Annotated in this window: 11 protein-coding genes; all 11 read right to left on the bottom strand. The window is 62.8% G+C overall.

Annotated elements, in window-relative coordinates; all coding sequences use genetic code 11:
• Positions 1–13: 13 nt before the first annotated feature.
• Positions 14–2,056 carry a type VI secretion system tip protein VgrG gene (locus D8U61_RS00705; protein WP_130901937.1) on the bottom strand — a complete coding sequence of 681 codons (2,043 nt, stop codon included), beginning with the start codon at positions 2,054–2,056 and terminating at the stop codon, positions 14–16.
• Positions 2,057–2,084: 28 nt separating this feature from the next.
• Positions 2,085–3,086 carry a serine/threonine-protein kinase gene (locus tag D8U61_RS00700; protein WP_130926256.1) on the bottom strand — a complete coding sequence of 334 codons (1,002 nt, stop codon included), beginning with the start codon at positions 3,084–3,086 and terminating at the stop codon, positions 2,085–2,087.
• Positions 3,083–3,811: a PP2C family serine/threonine-protein phosphatase gene (locus tag D8U61_RS00695; protein WP_041476618.1), complete on the bottom strand. Its 729-nt coding sequence runs from the start codon at positions 3,809–3,811 to the stop codon at positions 3,083–3,085. The genes D8U61_RS00700 and D8U61_RS00695 overlap by 4 nt, the downstream gene beginning before the upstream one ends.
• Positions 3,811–7,350 (bottom strand): type VI secretion system membrane subunit TssM, encoded by a 3,540-nt coding sequence (gene tssM, locus D8U61_RS00690; RefSeq protein WP_016772512.1) that lies wholly within the window; start codon positions 7,348–7,350, stop codon positions 3,811–3,813. Before tssM ends, D8U61_RS00695 begins: the two co-directional genes overlap by 1 nt.
• Before the next feature lie 14 nt (positions 7,351–7,364).
• Positions 7,365–8,240 carry a type IVB secretion system protein IcmH/DotU gene (gene icmH, locus D8U61_RS00685; RefSeq protein ID WP_016772511.1) on the bottom strand — a complete coding sequence of 292 codons (876 nt, stop codon included), beginning with the start codon at positions 8,238–8,240 and terminating at the stop codon, positions 7,365–7,367.
• Between the two features lie 5 nt (positions 8,241–8,245).
• Complete coding sequence (gene tssK / locus D8U61_RS00680) at positions 8,246–9,577, bottom strand: type VI secretion system baseplate subunit TssK (RefSeq protein ID WP_016772510.1); 1,332 nt, start codon at positions 9,575–9,577, stop codon at positions 8,246–8,248.
• 2 nt (positions 9,578–9,579) lie between these two features.
• Complete coding sequence (gene tssJ, locus D8U61_RS00675; RefSeq protein ID WP_016772509.1) at positions 9,580–10,080, bottom strand: type VI secretion system lipoprotein TssJ; 501 nt, start codon at positions 10,078–10,080, stop codon at positions 9,580–9,582.
• A 5-nt stretch (positions 10,081–10,085) separates the two neighbouring features.
• Positions 10,086–11,282: a type VI secretion system-associated FHA domain protein TagH gene (tagH, locus tag D8U61_RS00670; protein ID WP_016772508.1), complete on the bottom strand. Its 1,197-nt coding sequence runs from the start codon at positions 11,280–11,282 to the stop codon at positions 10,086–10,088.
• Positions 11,283–11,300: 18 nt separating this feature from the next.
• Complete coding sequence (locus tag D8U61_RS00665; RefSeq protein ID WP_003229566.1) at positions 11,301–11,441, bottom strand: hypothetical protein; 141 nt, start codon at positions 11,439–11,441, stop codon at positions 11,301–11,303.
• A gap of 297 nt (positions 11,442–11,738) precedes the next feature.
• Entirely contained in the window at positions 11,739–13,259 is a 1,521-nt protein-coding gene (locus D8U61_RS00655; RefSeq protein WP_130926255.1) for a sigma 54-interacting transcriptional regulator, read from the bottom strand.
• A 10-nt stretch (positions 13,260–13,269) separates the two neighbouring features.
• Positions 13,270–15,927 (bottom strand): type VI secretion system ATPase TssH, encoded by a 2,658-nt coding sequence (gene tssH, locus D8U61_RS00650; RefSeq protein ID WP_130926254.1) that lies wholly within the window; start codon positions 15,925–15,927, stop codon positions 13,270–13,272.
• Between the last annotated feature and the right edge of the window lie 6 nt (positions 15,928–15,933).

Raw genomic sequence — 15,933 nt, 5'->3', positions numbered from 1 at the left:
GATCCGTTGACGGTCAACCAGAGAACCTGATCATTCGCATTGGTCGACGGTCAGCTTTCTGAGGCACCGCATTCCCCAACGCCTGATCCATCAAACTCCCCGCCTTATCCTTATCCGCCGCCCCCGGCAGCACTGGCGGTTTAATCCCGATCCCCGTGCCGGAGCCAGCCGAGCCACCCGCATTGATCTTGATCACCGGCCCAACCACCGTAACTCCACCGCCATCGAGCTTAATAAAGCTCCCACCCCCAAGAATGGTCAGCTCCGTCCCCGCCTCAATAACGATCTTGTCCCCAGCCTTGAGGTGTATCTCTTTCCCGACACTGGTCAGCTGCGCAGTCCCCAGCTTCACATGCTGGTTCTGCCCAACCGTCAGGTGATCATCCAGCTTCGCTTCAATCTTGCGGTCGGAAATCGTCGTGCGGTGTTCCTCGGCTTTCAGCTCGGTGTAGGTGTTCTTCACCACTGTGTCGTGACGTTCATTACCGACCCGAATCTTCTGGTCATGCTCAACGTTTTCATCCCAATCCCGCTGGGCATGAATGTAGATCTGCTCCGCACCTTTCTTGTCTTCGATGCGCAGTTCGTTGTACCCACCGCCACCCGGTGAGCTAAGCGTTTTGAACACGCTGCGAGTCTTGTTCGCCGGCAATGCGTACGGCACCGGATTTTCCTTGTGGTACAGGCAGCCGGTCACCAGCGGTTGGTCGGGGTCGCCTTCGAGGAAGGTGACGAGGACTTCCATGCCGATGCGCGGGATGCTGATGGCGCCGTAGCGGTCGCCGGCCCAGGAGCTGGAGACGCGTAGCCAGCAGCTGGTTTTGTCATCGGCGAGGCCTTCACGGTCCCAGTGGAATTGCACTTTGATGCGGCCGTACTGGTCGCAGTGGATTTCTTCGCCTTTGGGGCCGGTGACCATGGCGGTCTGGCTGCCGAGTACGCGCGGTTTCGGGTGTTCGAGGGCCGGGCGGTAGAACACGTCCCAGGGGGTGGCGAGGAAGGTGTTGCGGTAGCCCTGGTGGAAGTCGTCCTTGTTGTCGGTGGTGTCGCTGGTCACGCCTTCTTCGAGGACTTGCGGCTGCTTGCCCTCGTGGAAGATTTCGGTGAGCAGCCACAGGTCGTTCCACTCGCTGCGCGGGTGGTCGGACATTTCCATGAAGTGGCCGCTGACCAGTTTGGTCTGGTCGCCGCGACCTTCGGCCTGGCGGTAGTCGGCGCGATGGCGTTCGAGGGCGCGCTGGCTGAGGAACTTGCCGCGCGCGCGGTCGATGAAGCGGCCGGGGTAGTCGTAGTCTTCGAGATCCGGTTCAGTGCTGTTGCCGTCCGGTTTGTACGCGGCTTCCATTCGCAGGCGCGGTTTTTCGAAATCGTAGTCGCGGCGCGTGGTGCGCGTGGTGCGGGTTTCCAGGCGCAGTTTGAAAGCTTTGATCACCGGCTCGTCGGCGACCATACCGCTGCCCTGCACATAAGCAGTTGGCTGCCCCAAGTTCTGGAACACGGTCTGGTCGTCGCCGAACACCAGCAGGTGGGCCTTTTCGCTGTGCTGGAAGTGGTAGTGAATGCCTTCCTCTTCGCACAGGCGCTGGACGAAATGCAGGTCGGTTTCGTCGTACTGCACGCAGTAGTCGCGATCCGGGCACGGCTGGCTGAGCTGGAAGCTGTAGGCGTTGCTCTTGATGCCGTGTTCTTCGAGGATCAGCGCGATGATTTTCGGCGCCGACATCTGCTGGTAGATGCGCTGGTTGGTGCGGTGATGCAGGTATTGCAGTTGCGGCACGATCGAGACTTTGTAGCGGGTCAGGCGCTTGCCGGCATCGCCCTGGGCGACGCGGTAGATCTGCCCGTGAATGCCCGAGCCCTGTGGATCGAATGCCAGAAACGCCTGCTTGTGCAGCAGTTGTTCGAGATCCAGATCGGGGTTTTCGCTGACCAGCTCGAGGTCGAAGCGATACGCCTGGCTGATGCCTTCGGTGCCGGTGAACGACAGCACTTGCAGGTCGCCGACGTAGTCTTCGACCTTGAGGCTGAAGTGGGTTTCGTTAGCTGAGTTGAACATCGTGTGCTCCCTGTTCGAATGTCATCCGTTACGCCCGAAGTCGCAGACGTTGCAGCCAGGACGAAGTGGCGCCCAAGGCGTCACGCAATTGTTGGGCAGTGATGGTGCGTTCTGCCGGGTTGAAGCTCAGCGCGGTTCGCAGCGCTTGCCAGCCGTGCTGGGGTAGATTCGCTGGGGCGCGCAGCTCGCGCTCCAGGTGCTCGTCGCGGGCCTGGGTCGAGGGTAAGCGGCGGAACGGGTGTTTGCCGCCCGCCAGTTCATAGATCACGCAGGCCACGCCGTACACGTCCGCGCTGGCCGACAACGGTTGGCCCTCAAGCAGTTCGGGGGCGGCGTAGCCCGGCGTCCAGGCGTTGAAACGCTCGCGGCTAAGGTGCGGCAGACCGGGCAAGGTGCCCTCCTCTGCCTGCCCCAGACCGAAGTCGAACAGGCGCAGGCCGTCTTCGCTGAGCATGACGTTGCTCGGTTTCAGATCACCGTGCAGCACGCCGCGACGGTGGGCGTAGGCCAACGTGTCGAGCAGCGGCAGGACGATGTCGCGCAGTTCTTGCCACGGCAGGCCGAGGGGCCGCTCGCAGAGCAATTTGTCCAGGGTCAGGCCACGCATGTATTCCATGGTGATGAAGGCCCGCTGGCAGTCGGTGTCGACTTCAAAGGTGTGCGCACGCACGACATTGTCGTGGCGCAGACGCCGGGTCAGAGCGAACTCGCTGTAGAGCAAGGCACTGGCGTCCGGCGATTCGGCAAATTCTTCGCTGAGGATTTTCAGCGCGATGTAAGGGTCGGGATCGCCGAACTGCTCATGCAGCAGATCCCGCGCCCGGTAAACGGCGCCCATGCCACCGGCCCCGAGCAGACGCTCAAGGTGGTAGCGACCGGCGAGTACATCCGGCAGCGCACCGATGCTGGCCTTGGTCGGCGCCCGCAACGGTTCGGCCTTGTTGCCCTTGGCGAAGGCGAAGTAGGTCAGGTTGCTGGCCTGTTCTTCGCTGATCAGCAGGTCATCGATGGGCGATTCGAGTTCACTCATTGGCGGATCACCACGGCAGTCAGGTTGTCGCGCGCGGCGCCCCGCAGAGCGCCGTCGAACAAACGTTCCAGCGCGACATGCGGCGCGCTGAGGCTGAGGGCGTTGCCGAGGGCATCGCTGCTCAGGCCCTGATACAAACCATCGCTGCAGAGCAAAAACACATCGCCCGGATAGACCTCGAGTTCAAGCACATCCAGGGTCAGTGTGTCGGCGGCGCCGACGGCTCGGGTGAGTGCCTGAGCCGCCGGGTGCGCTGCCGCCTGTTCGACGCTCATTTGCTGCTCGTCGATCAGTTGCTGTTGCAGCGAATGGTCCTTGGACAGTTGATACAGCCGCTGCCCGCGCCACATGTAGCAACGACTGTCGCCGGCCCAGATGCAGGCCGCGCGATTGCCTTCCACCAGCAGCGCGACGACGGTGCTGCCCATGATGCTGTCGTGACGCCCGGCAGTGACCGTCAACTCCTGCCCCAAGCGCCGGTTCAGCCAGTGCAGGCACTGGCGGATGGCTTTGAGGCGTTCGTCGAAGTCCTCGTGTTGCGGCAACTCAGCCAGGCTGGCGACGATCAACTGGCTGGCGATGTCGCCACCCTGATGACCGCCCATGCCGTCCGCGACCACCCACAGCCCGTGCTGCGGCGAGTCGAGGAAGGCATCTTCGTTGCGCGCCCGCACCTTGCCCGGGTCGGTACGCGCCGCGCTGCGCCAGGGACTGGCCACCAGCATCAGAGCTGCACCGGCATACGGAAGGTGCGCAGCACGCCCATGTCGAACGGGTTCGGCGTGCGCTGGCTGGTCAGCAGGTAGTTGGCGCGCAGGCCGCCCACGTCGGCTTTCAGTACCAGCACGTCGCGACCGTTCAGGTACTCGGTCTGCATCAGGTCGAACAAACGGAACAGCGACCATGGGCCGGAGTTTTTCTCGATCCCGATCGGACGCCCGGCCATTTTGTCCATGACCAGACTGGTGCGACCGTCTTCAGCATCGGTCGGCCACTTGAAGGTCATTGGCAGGATCGGGCCGTGACGGTATTCCATGGTCTTGTCGCCGAACTTGAATTCGGAACGGCTGACCGCCGGATCGAGGGTGTACGGCTCGAGCTTGAACTGCACGGTCGGCTCGGCCGGGTTGATCGAGAAGAAGCTCTGGCGAATGGTCTGCGCCGCCGCCATCTGATCGAGGTAGACCTTCGATACCGGCAGGCTGTGACCGTCGACACTGCGCATGCGGTAGTTGCCCGGATCGCCGCTGACGAACGGACGCATGTAGCTGTCGAAGAAGCGGTCGACGGTACCTTGCGCACGGAAGAACTCACGGAAGTCGCTGATCGCCACGTCGCTGGTGCTGCTGGCGCTGAACGGATAGCGCTTGCTGATGGTTTTGCCGTACACGCTGTACAGCTCGTTCTGATAACGGCCGTTCAGGTATTGATAGGCATCGTTGAGCACCAGACGCCACGAGTCTTCGGCCAGCACGTTGAACCACACGCTCAGCGGACGCGGCAGACGACCGGAGGCATTGCGCAGGTTGGTCAGCGCATCACGCTGGCCGCTCATGCGCGTCTTGGCCATCTCGAACGCGGCTTGCTCCGGCGTGCTGGAACGGGCCAGGCCGGCCAGTTGCAGTTGCAGGTCGTTGAGCGCGCTGAACGCTGGCGTCAGGTCAGCGCCCGGGCCGTTATTGTCATCGAGCAGACGATGCAGCGGTTCGAAGCGGCGTTGCAGGGATTTCTTCGCGGTGTCCGGCAGATTCTTCGCCACGTTCAGCGCCGAAGCCTTGTCGGCGGCAGCCGCGGCGAGTTTGCCGACCTTGCCCAGTTTGCCTTTCTGCCCGGCCAGCGCATCGGCAGCTTCGCCGGCTTCATCGACCGGATCAGCCGCGGCTTCGAAGCGGGTGTTTTCACGCACCTCGGTGAGCAATGCGAGGACCGGCGAGTTGGCCGAAGTCAGGCCCGCCAGTTGCTCGGCGCCTTCGCCAGCGTCGCTGATTGGTGGCAGTGCGACCTGGCCAACGGCTTCGCTCCAGTAGTTGGCGTAGTCGCGGAAGTACAGCTGCTCGAGTTCGACCATCAGGCGACGCAAATCCATGTCGCTGATGCCCGCGCCTTCGCCCAGCACCCAGTTGTCACGCAGGATATCGGTGACCAGCGCGGCGCCCTGCACCGAGAAATACTGCTGATAACCCTGCTGGGTGTAGAAACCCGGGATCACGTATTCCGTGCCGATGAACAACGAACCTTGCGGGCCGAGGTGCTGGCTGAAGCGGTAGTCCGGCAGGTTGCGCGCCTGCTCGCGGAGCATGCGGTAAACCACGTTGGCCAACGATTCGCTGCGCAGGACCTGACGCGCCTGCGTCACCAGTTGATCGTTCAGCGGATAAATGAACGGCTGCTTGAGCAAGCGCTCGAGGTGCGTGTTCAAACCGTTCTGCACCGCGGTGTTGCCGGTGTAGCGCTGCGACCAGTCAGTGGCGACCCAGTCCTTGAGCCACGCCGCGTCGCGACGATCCTTCATGTTCAGCATCAGGTACGCACGCAGGCTGTTGAGCAGGCGATCGCGGTCCTTCATGTTGGCGCGGATCTGCCCCTCAAGCATGGTCGCGACCCGTGGCAGCAACTGCGCTTCCAGCTCACGCTCGTAGGCGGTTTTCACCACCGGGTTGATCTCTTCGCCCTGATACAGGCCGCCACGCTCGTGGTACGAGACGTCGCCCTTGCTCGGGAACACCTGAGTCGCGGCGTAGCTGGTGTCGAGGACTTTCAGCACGCCCATGGCGTCATCACGCGGCGTGACGGCCGAGCGTTGCTGGGTCCAGTTCTGCGCCAGCGTGCGCAGATTTTCCAGACGCTCATAGTTGGCCGAGAAACCACCGGCCCAGAGCATGCCGAACAGTGCCAGCGCCGCCAGAGCGCCGACGTACAGCGCACGCTGGCCCCAATGAATGCGGCTGCGCTCGCGCTTGTCCAGACCGGCCAGATCGGCCTCGGGGAAAATCACTTGGCTGAGCAAGTGGTGGATGAATCGCGAACGACCGCTGCGCAGAGTCGGCAGCACGCCGGCGTTCATGCCCAGGCTGGCGCCGATGCCGGCGGTGGTCGAATCCATTTCCTGGGTCAGGTGCGGTGCGCTGGTCAGGTAGAAGCCGCGCAGTTGCGTGGCGCGCTGATAACGGTTGCCGGTGAACGCCATGTCGACGAACAGGCACAGACGCTCGCCGATCTGCCCCAACTGATGCGGGAAGTCGAGGATGCGCCCACGGCGCTGAGTGTCGCGCTCGGAGTGCATGCGCATGATCACTTGGCTGTTCAGGCGGCGCAGCAGCTCTTCGAACTCGTTGCGCAGGACCGTGACGTCGGTGCCGACCTGATCCTTGCGGAAACTGGTGCCGAGCACCTGATCGCTTTCTTCGCGAGTCAGTTGATCGAAGAACTCGTCGAAGCCGAGCAGCTTGTCAGCCTTGCTCAGGACCAGATACACCGGCACATCGACGTGCAGTTTCTGATGCACGTCCTGCAGACGGCTGCGCACCTGGCGTGCGAGAGTCTCGATGTCCTGCTCGCTGCCGCCGGTGAGGGTTTCCACCGGAATGGTCACCAGCACGCCGTTCAACGGACGGCCGCGACGACGCTTGCGCAGCAGCTCCAGCAGGGTGGTCCAGGCGTTGCCGTCGACTTCCGCGTCCGGTTGAGTGGTGTAGCGCCCGGCGGTGTCGATCAGGACACCGTGATCGGCGAAATACCAGTCGCAATGACGGGTGCCGAGGGTGTCGCGGGTCAGCTTGCGGTCGATCTTGTTGATCGGAAATTCCAGACCGGAAAAGTCCAGCAGGCTGGTTTTGCCCGAGGCCTGCGGACCGATCAGCAGGTACCACGGCAAGTCACTGCGCCAGCGTTCGCTGCGACCGCGATACAGGCTCGACGTCTTCAGGGTTTTCAGCGCGTCCTTGAACCGCGCTTTCAACTCTTTCTGTTCTTCGTCGATCAGCTCTTCGCGGCGAATACGGTCCTGACCGTCCTCGCTTTCCTCCTCGGCTTTCTTGCGGATACCCGCGCGCCAGCTGACGAAGACCATGGTCAGGCCCCAGATCAGGAACAGCACGCTGATGGTCAGCAGGCGCGAGGTCGCGCTTTCCCAGAACTTGTAATCATCGACCGCCAACAACGGGCCGACGAACCACACCAGCAGCGCCACGAACAGCACCAGCAGCAGAGTCCAGACCCAGGTCTGGCGCAGGAAGGCGCCGACTTTCTTGAAAAACTTTTTCATCACACGTCCCTGTTTTACGGCTGCGCCTGCGGTTGTACCGCGGCTGGATCAAGCGGCTGATAAGGATGCAGAACGGTGTCGCGTTGTTCGCTCAGGACCCAGGCGAAGCCCGAATACATCACCACCAGGCAGACCAGAGTAAAGAGCACCACCATCCACGCAGGCACGATACGCACCAGGTTGCGGCGCTGGTCGTTGAGGCCTTCCCAGTGCGGCGACAACTCGCGCGGCACGTCGCCACGCAACTGACGGATCTGCCGGTACAAGGCGTCGCGGATGCCTTCAAGCTCAAGCATGCCGCGTGCCTGTACGCGGTACTTGCCCTCGAAACCGAGGGACAGGCACAGGTACATCAGTTCGAGCATCGGCAGGTGCTTGACCGGGTTTTTCGACAGCCGATCGAGCAGCTGGAAAAACTTCTCGCCGCCGAAGGTTTCGTTGTGGAAGCTGCTTAGCAGGCTCATCTGCGACCACTCGCTTTCGTTGCCCCACGGCGTGGTCACGACGGCTTCGTCGACCACGGTGCAGAGCACGTAACGCGCGGCCATCACCTGGCTGCTTTCGGCGCCGTTGTGCAGGGCGCGTACTTCAAACAATTTCAGCCCGGCAGTCAGCCGCTCATTCAGCGCATACAGGTCTTCGCGGGTTTCGCTGTGCTTGAGACGCACCACTTCCGAGAGCAGATCGGACGAGGCCGCGACCAGCGAGTTGAGGCTGATGTTGAACGCCTCCGCCGGACGCAGGCGCGCGGCGTAGATCATGCGTTCTTCCAGTTGCTCGAAACGCGGCGGCGCGGCGAAGTCGGTCAGCGGACTCGATGCCGGTCCGTGGCCTTGACGATCGAGCAGGACGGTTTTGTCGTCCTGGTTGTAATCCGTTTCCTTGATCATGTCGGTCAGTTCCTGATGGCCCAGAATTTCAGTTCAAGCTCGGCGAATTCGCCGGACACGTGGAACGCGAAACCGCCGGAGCGTTCGAGTTGTGCCAGGTCTTCGGAACTGAGTTCGAGAATGAAATAGGTTTTGTTCGAGTGGAACGCGATCTGCCGTGGTGCCACCGGCAACGGTTTGACCTTGATCCCCGGCAAGTGCAGGTTGACCAGTTGGCGGATGCGCTCCACCGGGCCGACCTTGAGGTGCTGCGGCAAACGCTGACGCAGTTCTTCGGAGTCGCAGTTGGCACTGGCTGCCAGCACGAACGAAGCCGAGCCGAGCAGTTTGTGATCGTGCAACGGCGAGACGATGATGCCGTACTGACGCGCCTGCAGGATCAACTCGATGGCGTGCTGTTCGAGCACCATCGACAGCACCTGACGGATCGCTTCCATCAGTTTGCGGAAGCTTGCGCCCTGATCGGCGTGGGAATAGCGGCTGTCCAGACGCGGGCGTTTGCTCTCGCCGGAGAAGGTCGCCAGATCGCCGAGCATGGTCAGCAGCGTGCGGTACAACTCTTCCGGGTGCACTTGTTCCAGACCGAGGTAATGGCGCAGCAGCAGTTCGGTACGGTTGATCAGTTGCAGCATCATGAAGTCGCCGACTTCAGCGCCGCCGACCTTGCCGTTGGAGCGAATCCGCTCGGCGATGGTGTCGCCACGGTGGCTGAGCATGCTGATGACTTCTTTCAGGCACGACAGCAGGTAGCTGGAGGCGTGGGCCTGAATGTAGGTCGGGACGAAATCCGGGTCGAGGCTGATGACGCCGTCGGGCGTGGTGTCGAGCACGTCGCAGATTTTCAGCTTCACGTAGGCCTGATCGCTCTGCTGCTCGCCGAGCAACAGTTTGAAGTCCGGACGACCGCAGCTGACCTGGCTGGCGGAATCATCGCCGGCGTTGGAGTCGGCGACTTCGGCGTCATACGCGGTGTAGCGCGCAAGCACGTCGGATTGCTCCGGGCGCCGGGCCTCGATGTGGTTGCCGGTGACCAGCGGCAGCGCCAGATAGATCGGCGTGTTGCCGGTGTTCGGCGGCACGTCCAGCGCCAGCGGCTCGGTGTTGCCACCGAGCTCGAACAGGCTGCCGTCCGGCAGAATCCCCGAGGCTTCACTGATCACCAGTTTGCCCATGTTGAGGAACTGCAAGTCGATTTCCAGATTGAGAAAACCCCAGGTGTAGCCACCGAGCAATTGCGTGCGGGTTTTCATCTGGTGATCGTAGTAACGATCGTTGTGCTGGAAGTGCTGCGGCCGCAGCAACATGCCTTCCTGCCAAATGACTTTGTGGGTGTTCATGATCAGTCATCCGCCTTGGCGAGCACTTGTTGGGTATTGCGGATACCGGCCTGATCGAGTGTCAGATCAGCCTCGGTGAGTTCCAGCGGAGTGATCTGCACGGTGTGGCGCCACTGCGTATCCGGCAGGTCGCGATAGGCAGCAAGGATGCCCACGTAACGGCTGCCCTCCTCCACGCTGAGTTTCAGTTCCACGGTTTCACCCGGGCGCAGTTCGAGTTCTTCGCTGGCCACCAGATCCGGGTTGAGGGATTCCTTGGCGCGTTCGTAGAGGCTGAAGAAATCAGCGTTCTCGAAGGTCACCGGGTGCTTGAGTTCGAACAGACGCACGACGATCGGCGACGGCCGCCCGTTGAGGTCCGGGTTGAGCTGATCGCTGCCGGTCAGTTTCAGATTGATCTTGGTCACTTTCGAGTACGGCGACAGCGACGAGCAACCGGCAAGCAGCACCAGCACGGTGAGCGCAGTCAGCGTCTTGAAAAAAGCGGTCGAGCGGCGAGACATGCGCATCATCCTTGGTGGTCGGTGTGGAGGGTGGAGATCAGGCGGATCTGTTCTTCGTAGGCCTGGGCAAAGTCGCGGGCCAGCAGACGCTCGCTCCAGTCATCGTCCTGACGCAGGGCCTGGTGATAGCGGCCGAACGCTCTCCAGCGCCCACCCGATGTTGCAATCAATGGCTTGCTGTCGCGCTCGAAACGCAGGGTCAGTTGCTCCGGCGAGAAGTGCTCCAGCGTGCCTCGCACGGCGGCGCGACTGGCGGTCAGCAAAGCCACTTGGTGCGCCTGCAAATCACGGAATGCACGGGAGATCGCCTGCTCGGCCGGCAGGTGTCCAGGCTTGCTTGGCTGCAACAGAATCTGCAGTGCTTCGCTCGGATCGACGGCGAATTTCAGCGGGTTCTTGTTGGTGCCCTGCACGGTGGTCTGCGCCAGACGCAGTTCGTTTTTCAGCTCGGAGCGGGTGCGCAGGCTCTGCTGCAAACCGCCGATGCTCTGGCGCAGCAGGCGCGCAGCGTTGAGCGCCAGCGCTTCGCGTTCGTCGTGGCTGAGGCCTTTGACGTCGACGCCCAGCGCCGCGCCGAAGTGTTCCCAGAAACCTTCGCTCTGACGCTCGACGGCTTTCGGTGCAGGCGCCGGCTCAGGCTCGACCGGGGCGGCGATCAGCTCCGGGACCATCAGGCTTTCCATGTCGATGCGCGCGTAGTCGGCACGTTGACGGGAGTCTTCCGGCTTGGCGGTGGGCGACAGCAGTTCGTCGATTTCCGAGTAGACGCGCTCTTGCTGTTCGAGGGCATTGAGCGGGTCGAGGTCGAGGAACGCGTCATCCGGAATGATGCTGCCAGCGGCACGCGGACGGCCGACTTCGCCGTCGAAGGTCGCCGGGTCACGGACCAGCCGCGCGCGGATCTCGAAGTCGCCGAGAATGTAGGTGCTGCCGTGCTCGATGCGCACCGGCTCGCCCTTGTGCAGGCGCGCGCCGCTGCTGCCGTCCTGGACACCGTTGCTGCTGGTGTCGGTAAGGAAGAACGAGCCCTCGCGGTAGCTGACAATCGCGTGATGATTGGACAGGTGCCGCTTGCGGTCAGGGATGATCCAGTCGCAGTCCTCGCCGCGCCCGATCACGCCGCCGGCCTGCTTGAAGGTCCGCTGGCACAGCTCGGTGGGCACGAACTGCTTGGTGTTCAGCATTTCGAAAACCAATTCCATGTTTGATGCTCCTTGCGGTCACTTGCCGCGATTGACCGCTTGCGGATCACCCAACGGGCGATAGTCGTTGTCGTTGAATTTGTAATTGCCGCTACAGCCGCCAAGGCCGCATAGAACGACGAGGGTCAGCAGGACAGCGTGCCAGTGACGAACAGACATCAGAGGGTCTCCAGGTGTAGACAAAGCACAAAGCGCCGACCCTTGCGGGCGGCGCTGAAATAAGTTTTTGAGGTGGGCTCGAAGCCTCTAGATCGAGGCCTTGCGCCATAGCCTGGAGGTACGGCGACCTCCCGTGGCGAGGGGACTTGTCCCCGTTGGGGTGCGCAGCGCCCCCATAACCTGCCAGCGCGATTTCTCAGTGAAACCGTATGTACCGGACTGCGACTGCTGCGCAGCCGGACGGGGATAAATCCCCTCGCCACAGGGTATGTGTTGGGTTCGAAGAAGTGCTGTAGCTCAACCATCAAAGTCACCCAAATTGATATTCAGGCGCCCGAGGCGGTACAGCAGCGTGCGCCGTGGCAGGCCCAGTTCGCGGGCGGCGAGGGTCTGGTTGCCGTCGTTCTTGCGCAGGCAATCGAGGAGCAAAGAGCGCTCGACCTGCTCCAGGCGTTCGCGCAGATTCAGGCCGCTGTTGTCTTCCGGCATCGCTTCCAGGCGCAGGGAAAAATGCTCGGCGAGCAACTCGCCGCCCTCGCAGAGCAACACCGCGCGCTCGACCAGTGCCTTGAGTTCGCGAACGTTGCCGGGGAAGTTGTAGCTGCACAGATGCTCCAGCGCCGAATCCGACCAGCGCACCGGATCACGCTGCAAAAACGTGCAGGTCTTCTCGGCGAAATGTCGGGCCAGATCGAGGATGTCGCCTTCGCGCTGACGCAGGGCCGGCAGCTCGATCGGGAACTGCGCGAGGCGGTAGTACAAGTCCTCGCGGAACTTGCCTTCGCTGACCAGCGCCGCCAGATCACGGTGCGTCGCGGCGATGATGCGCACGTCGATCTTGTGCGTGTCGTTGGAACCCAGCGGACGAATCTCGCCTTCCTGCAACACGCGCAGAATCTTCGCTTGCAGCGACAACGGCATGTCGCCGATTTCATCGAGCAGCAACGTGCCGCCATTGGCCGCGTCGAACAGCCCGGCACGATCGCGATCGGCACCAGTGAAGGCGCCTTTGCGATAGCCGAACAGCTCGCTTTCCAGCAGGTTTTCCGGGAACGCCGCGCAGTTCTGCACGATGAACGCCTGGGAGCGACGCGGGCCGCAATCGTGGATCGCCCGCGCCACCACTTCCTTGCCGGTGCCTGTCTCGCCACGCAACAGCACGGTATAAGGGCTGTGGAGGATCTTGCTGATCAGCGAGTAGGTCTGGCGCATCGCCGCGCTTTTACCGATCAGGCCGTAGCCGCTGATGCTCGGCACACTGCGTGTGGCGGTGGCCGATTCGACGGTTGGCTGACGCAGGCGTTGCAGCAGATGCAGTTGGCCGAGCACGAACGAGCCGAGCTGGCCGAGGGAGTCGGCGAAACCCTGCAAGTCAGTGCGACGGCGACTGGCACACAGCAACAAGCCCTCAACCGACTTGTGCTGATTGACCAGCGGCACGCACAACAGCGACTGCCACGGCGTGCTCGTCGCCGGCAGAAAACTGGTTTCGTGCAGGCTGCCGGTCAGGTCGTCGAGGCACACCACGCGGTTCTGGCACAGGGCAAATTGCAGCAGTTGCTCGCCGTTGTAATCCGCCGGCAGGCTCGCCGCCTGACGCGGTTGCAGCGCGCCGTCGAGGCACTCGGCATTCATCCCCAGGCAGGTGTGGGTGGCGTCGAGCAGATACAGCTGCGTCAGTTCGCAGCCACTCAGTTCGGCCAGGCCACGGACGAATTCACCCAGCAGCGCAGCACTGTCCGCCGCCCGCGACAGACTGGCGAACTGCGCCAGCAACGCTTCGGCATAGACCAGTGGCTGCGGCACTTGAGTGAACATCACGCCCACCTCAGACGAACTCGCAGGTCACGCTGGAGTTGCCGTCAAGCGTGGCATGCACACGCTTGAGGCTCTCGCCGGTCGCCATCGCGTCGAGCAGACGGTCGGCCACCAACGGCAGCACGTGTTGATCGAGCAGATGATCGATCAGGCGCGCGCCGCTTTCGCTTTGCGTGCAACGCTCGGACAGGTGATCGACGAGGTTCTGGCACCAGCTGAAGTCCAGCTGACGACGGTTCAGGCGCTCGCCGAGACGGCCGAGTTTGATTTCGATCAGCTCGCGCAGCACCGGCCCGCCCACCGGGTAGTACGGCACCACTTTCATCCGCGCCAGCAGCGCCGGTTTGAAGTGTTTGCTGAGTACCGGGCGAATGGTTTCTTCGAGCACTTCGGCGGTCGGCCGCGCGCCGTCTTCGCAGAGTTCGCTGATCTTGTCGCTACCGAGGTTGGAGGTCATCAGGATCAACGTGTTGCGGAAGTCGATCTCGCGACCTTCGCCATCGTTGGCCACGCCTTTGTCGAAGATTTGGTAGAACAGGTTGAGCACGTCCGGGTCGGCCTTCTCGACTTCATCGAGCAACACCACCGAATACGGCTTCTGACGCACGGCTTCGGTGAGCATGCCGCCCTCGCCGTAACCGACGTAGCCCGGTGGCGCGCCGATCAGACGCGAGACGGTGTGCTTCTCCTGGAACTCGGACATGTTGATGGTGGTGATGAAGCGGTCGCCGCCGTACAGCAGGTCAGCCAGGGCCAGCGCGGTTTCGGTCTTGCCGACGCCGCTCGGGCCGACCAGCAGGAACACACCGACCGGTGCATCAGGCTTGTTCAGACCGGCAGCGGTTGCGCGCATCGAACGATCCAGCGCGTGCACGGCTTGCTCCTGACCACGGATGCGTGTGCGCAGATCGGTGGCGAAACTGGCGACCTTGGCGTTGTGCTCGCGGGCCAGTTGCGCCAGCGGCACACCGGTCCAGGCGCTGATCACTTCGGCAACCAGACGCGGGCAGACTTCGAAGCTGACCAGGCGTTCTTTGACTTGCGCAGCGGTCAACGCGGCGTGGGTTTCATGCAGCTGAGCTTCCAGCGCTTCGACGCTCTGGCCTTCTTCGACTTCGGCGACCACAGTTTCAATCACGGTGCCTTCGGCGTCTTCTTCGACGCTGACGGTCGGCTCGACGGCTGCGGCTTCGCGGGCCTTGGCCAGTTGCTGACGCAGTTCCAGCAGGCGCTCGGCCAGTTCTTTTTGCTCAGTCCACAAGGTCTCGAGCGCAACCATCTCGTTTTCGGCTTCGTCCAGCCGCGCTTCCAGTGCCTCCAGCGCTTCGTGGTCGATCAGCAGACCGGCCTCGGCATCGCGACGCAGGGCCTGGCGCTGACGGCCGCCTTCAGCCAGTTCGCCACGCAGGCGCTCCAGACTTTCCGGGGCAGCAGCGAGGCTGATGCGCACGCGGGCGCAAGCGGTGTCGAGGACGTCGACGGCTTTGTCCGGCAGTTGCCGACCGGCCAGGTAACGCGCGGACAATTCAGCAGCGGACACCACCGCGTCATCGCGCAGGTAGATGCCGTGGCTCTTCTCGTAGACCTGAGCCAGACCACGCAGAATGGTCACCGCTTCGCTCACGGTCGGTTCGTGCAATTGCACAGGCTGGAAGCGACGGGCCAGCGCCGGGTCTTTCTCGAAGTATTTCTTGTACTCGGCCCAGGTGGTCGCGGCGATGGTGCGCAGTTCGCCACGGGCCAGCGCCGGTTTCAGCAGGTTGGCCGCGTCGGAACCGCCGGCATTGCCGCCCGCGCCGATCAGCGTGTGGGCTTCGTCGATAAACAGAATGATCGGTTTCGGCGACGCTTTGACCTCGTCGATCACGCCTTTCAAACGACGCTCGAATTCGCCTTTGACGCTGGCGCCGGCCTGCAACAGGCCCATGTCCAGCGACAGCAATTCAACGCCTTTGAGCACTTGCGGCACTTCACCGGCAGCGATGCGCGAGGCGAGACCTTCGACGATGGCGGTCTTACCGACACCGGCCTCACCGACGACGATCGGGTTGTTCTTGCGACGACGGGCGAGGATGTCGACCATCTGCCGGATCGCGCCGTCACGGCACAGCACCGGGTCGAGTTTGCCGTCGCGGGCCTGTTGGGTCAGGTTGTGGGTGAAGCGCTGCAACAGCGATTCGCCTTGCGCCGCCGGCTTGCCGTTGGCCGCCGGTTGCTCCTGTTGCGACAGGGCAAATTCTTTCAGGCGATCAATGTTCAGTTTGGCGAGCAGCGGTTGATAGCGGCTGCCGGCATATCGCATCGGGTTGCGCAGCAACGCCAGGATCAGCGCGGCGTCTTCAACCTGGGTCTGGCCCAGTTCGAGGTTGGCCACCAGCAGCGCGTCTTGCAGCCACTGCACCAGTTCCGGGGCGAACACCGGGTTGCGCGAAGCGCTGTGCTCGACCCGCGACTGCAATGCAGCGGTCAGTTCACCGGCGTCGACGTCAGCATCTTGCAGCGCGCGCGACAGCAAGCCGTTCGGGCGCTCGAGCAAGCCCAGCAGCAAGTCTTCGATGAGGATCTTGCTGCCGCCACGGGCGACGCAACGCTCGGCCGAACGCTCCAGATCACGACGGGTTTCGGCGTCCAGCGCCTGGATGAGTTGTTGCAGGTCTACGTTGATCATGGCTCA

Source organism: Pseudomonas sp. Sample_14 (genome assembly GCF_004307515.1).
Lineage (GTDB): Bacteria > Pseudomonadota > Gammaproteobacteria > Pseudomonadales > Pseudomonadaceae > Aquipseudomonas > Aquipseudomonas atacamensis.
The sequence above is the reverse complement of the archived record's forward strand: the minus strand, read 5'-3'. Positions and strand labels throughout refer to the sequence as shown.

Coding starts and splice junctions, on each gene's coding strand:
- tssH (WP_130926254.1), bottom strand. CDS start 15,927: ATGATCAACGTAGACCTGCAACAACTCATCCAGGCGCTGGACGCCGAA.
- D8U61_RS00665 (WP_003229566.1), bottom strand. CDS start 11,441: ATGTCTGTTCGTCACTGGCACGCTGTCCTGCTGACCCTCGTCGTTCTA.
- tagH (WP_016772508.1), bottom strand. CDS start 11,282: ATGGAATTGGTTTTCGAAATGCTGAACACCAAGCAGTTCGTGCCCACC.
- tssJ (WP_016772509.1), bottom strand. CDS start 10,080: ATGTCTCGCCGCTCGACCGCTTTTTTCAAGACGCTGACTGCGCTCACC.
- D8U61_RS00700 (WP_130926256.1), bottom strand. CDS start 3,086: ATGAGTGAACTCGAATCGCCCATCGATGACCTGCTGATCAGCGAAGAA.
- D8U61_RS00695 (WP_041476618.1), bottom strand. CDS start 3,811: ATGCTGGTGGCCAGTCCCTGGCGCAGCGCGGCGCGTACCGACCCGGGC.
- tssM (WP_016772512.1), bottom strand. CDS start 7,350: ATGAAAAAGTTTTTCAAGAAAGTCGGCGCCTTCCTGCGCCAGACCTGG.
- tssK (WP_016772510.1), bottom strand. CDS start 9,577: ATGAACACCCACAAAGTCATTTGGCAGGAAGGCATGTTGCTGCGGCCG.
- icmH (WP_016772511.1), bottom strand. CDS start 8,240: ATGATCAAGGAAACGGATTACAACCAGGACGACAAAACCGTCCTGCTC.
- D8U61_RS00655 (WP_130926255.1), bottom strand. CDS start 13,259: ATGTTCACTCAAGTGCCGCAGCCACTGGTCTATGCCGAAGCGTTGCTG.
- D8U61_RS00705 (WP_130901937.1), bottom strand. CDS start 2,056: ATGTTCAACTCAGCTAACGAAACCCACTTCAGCCTCAAGGTCGAAGAC.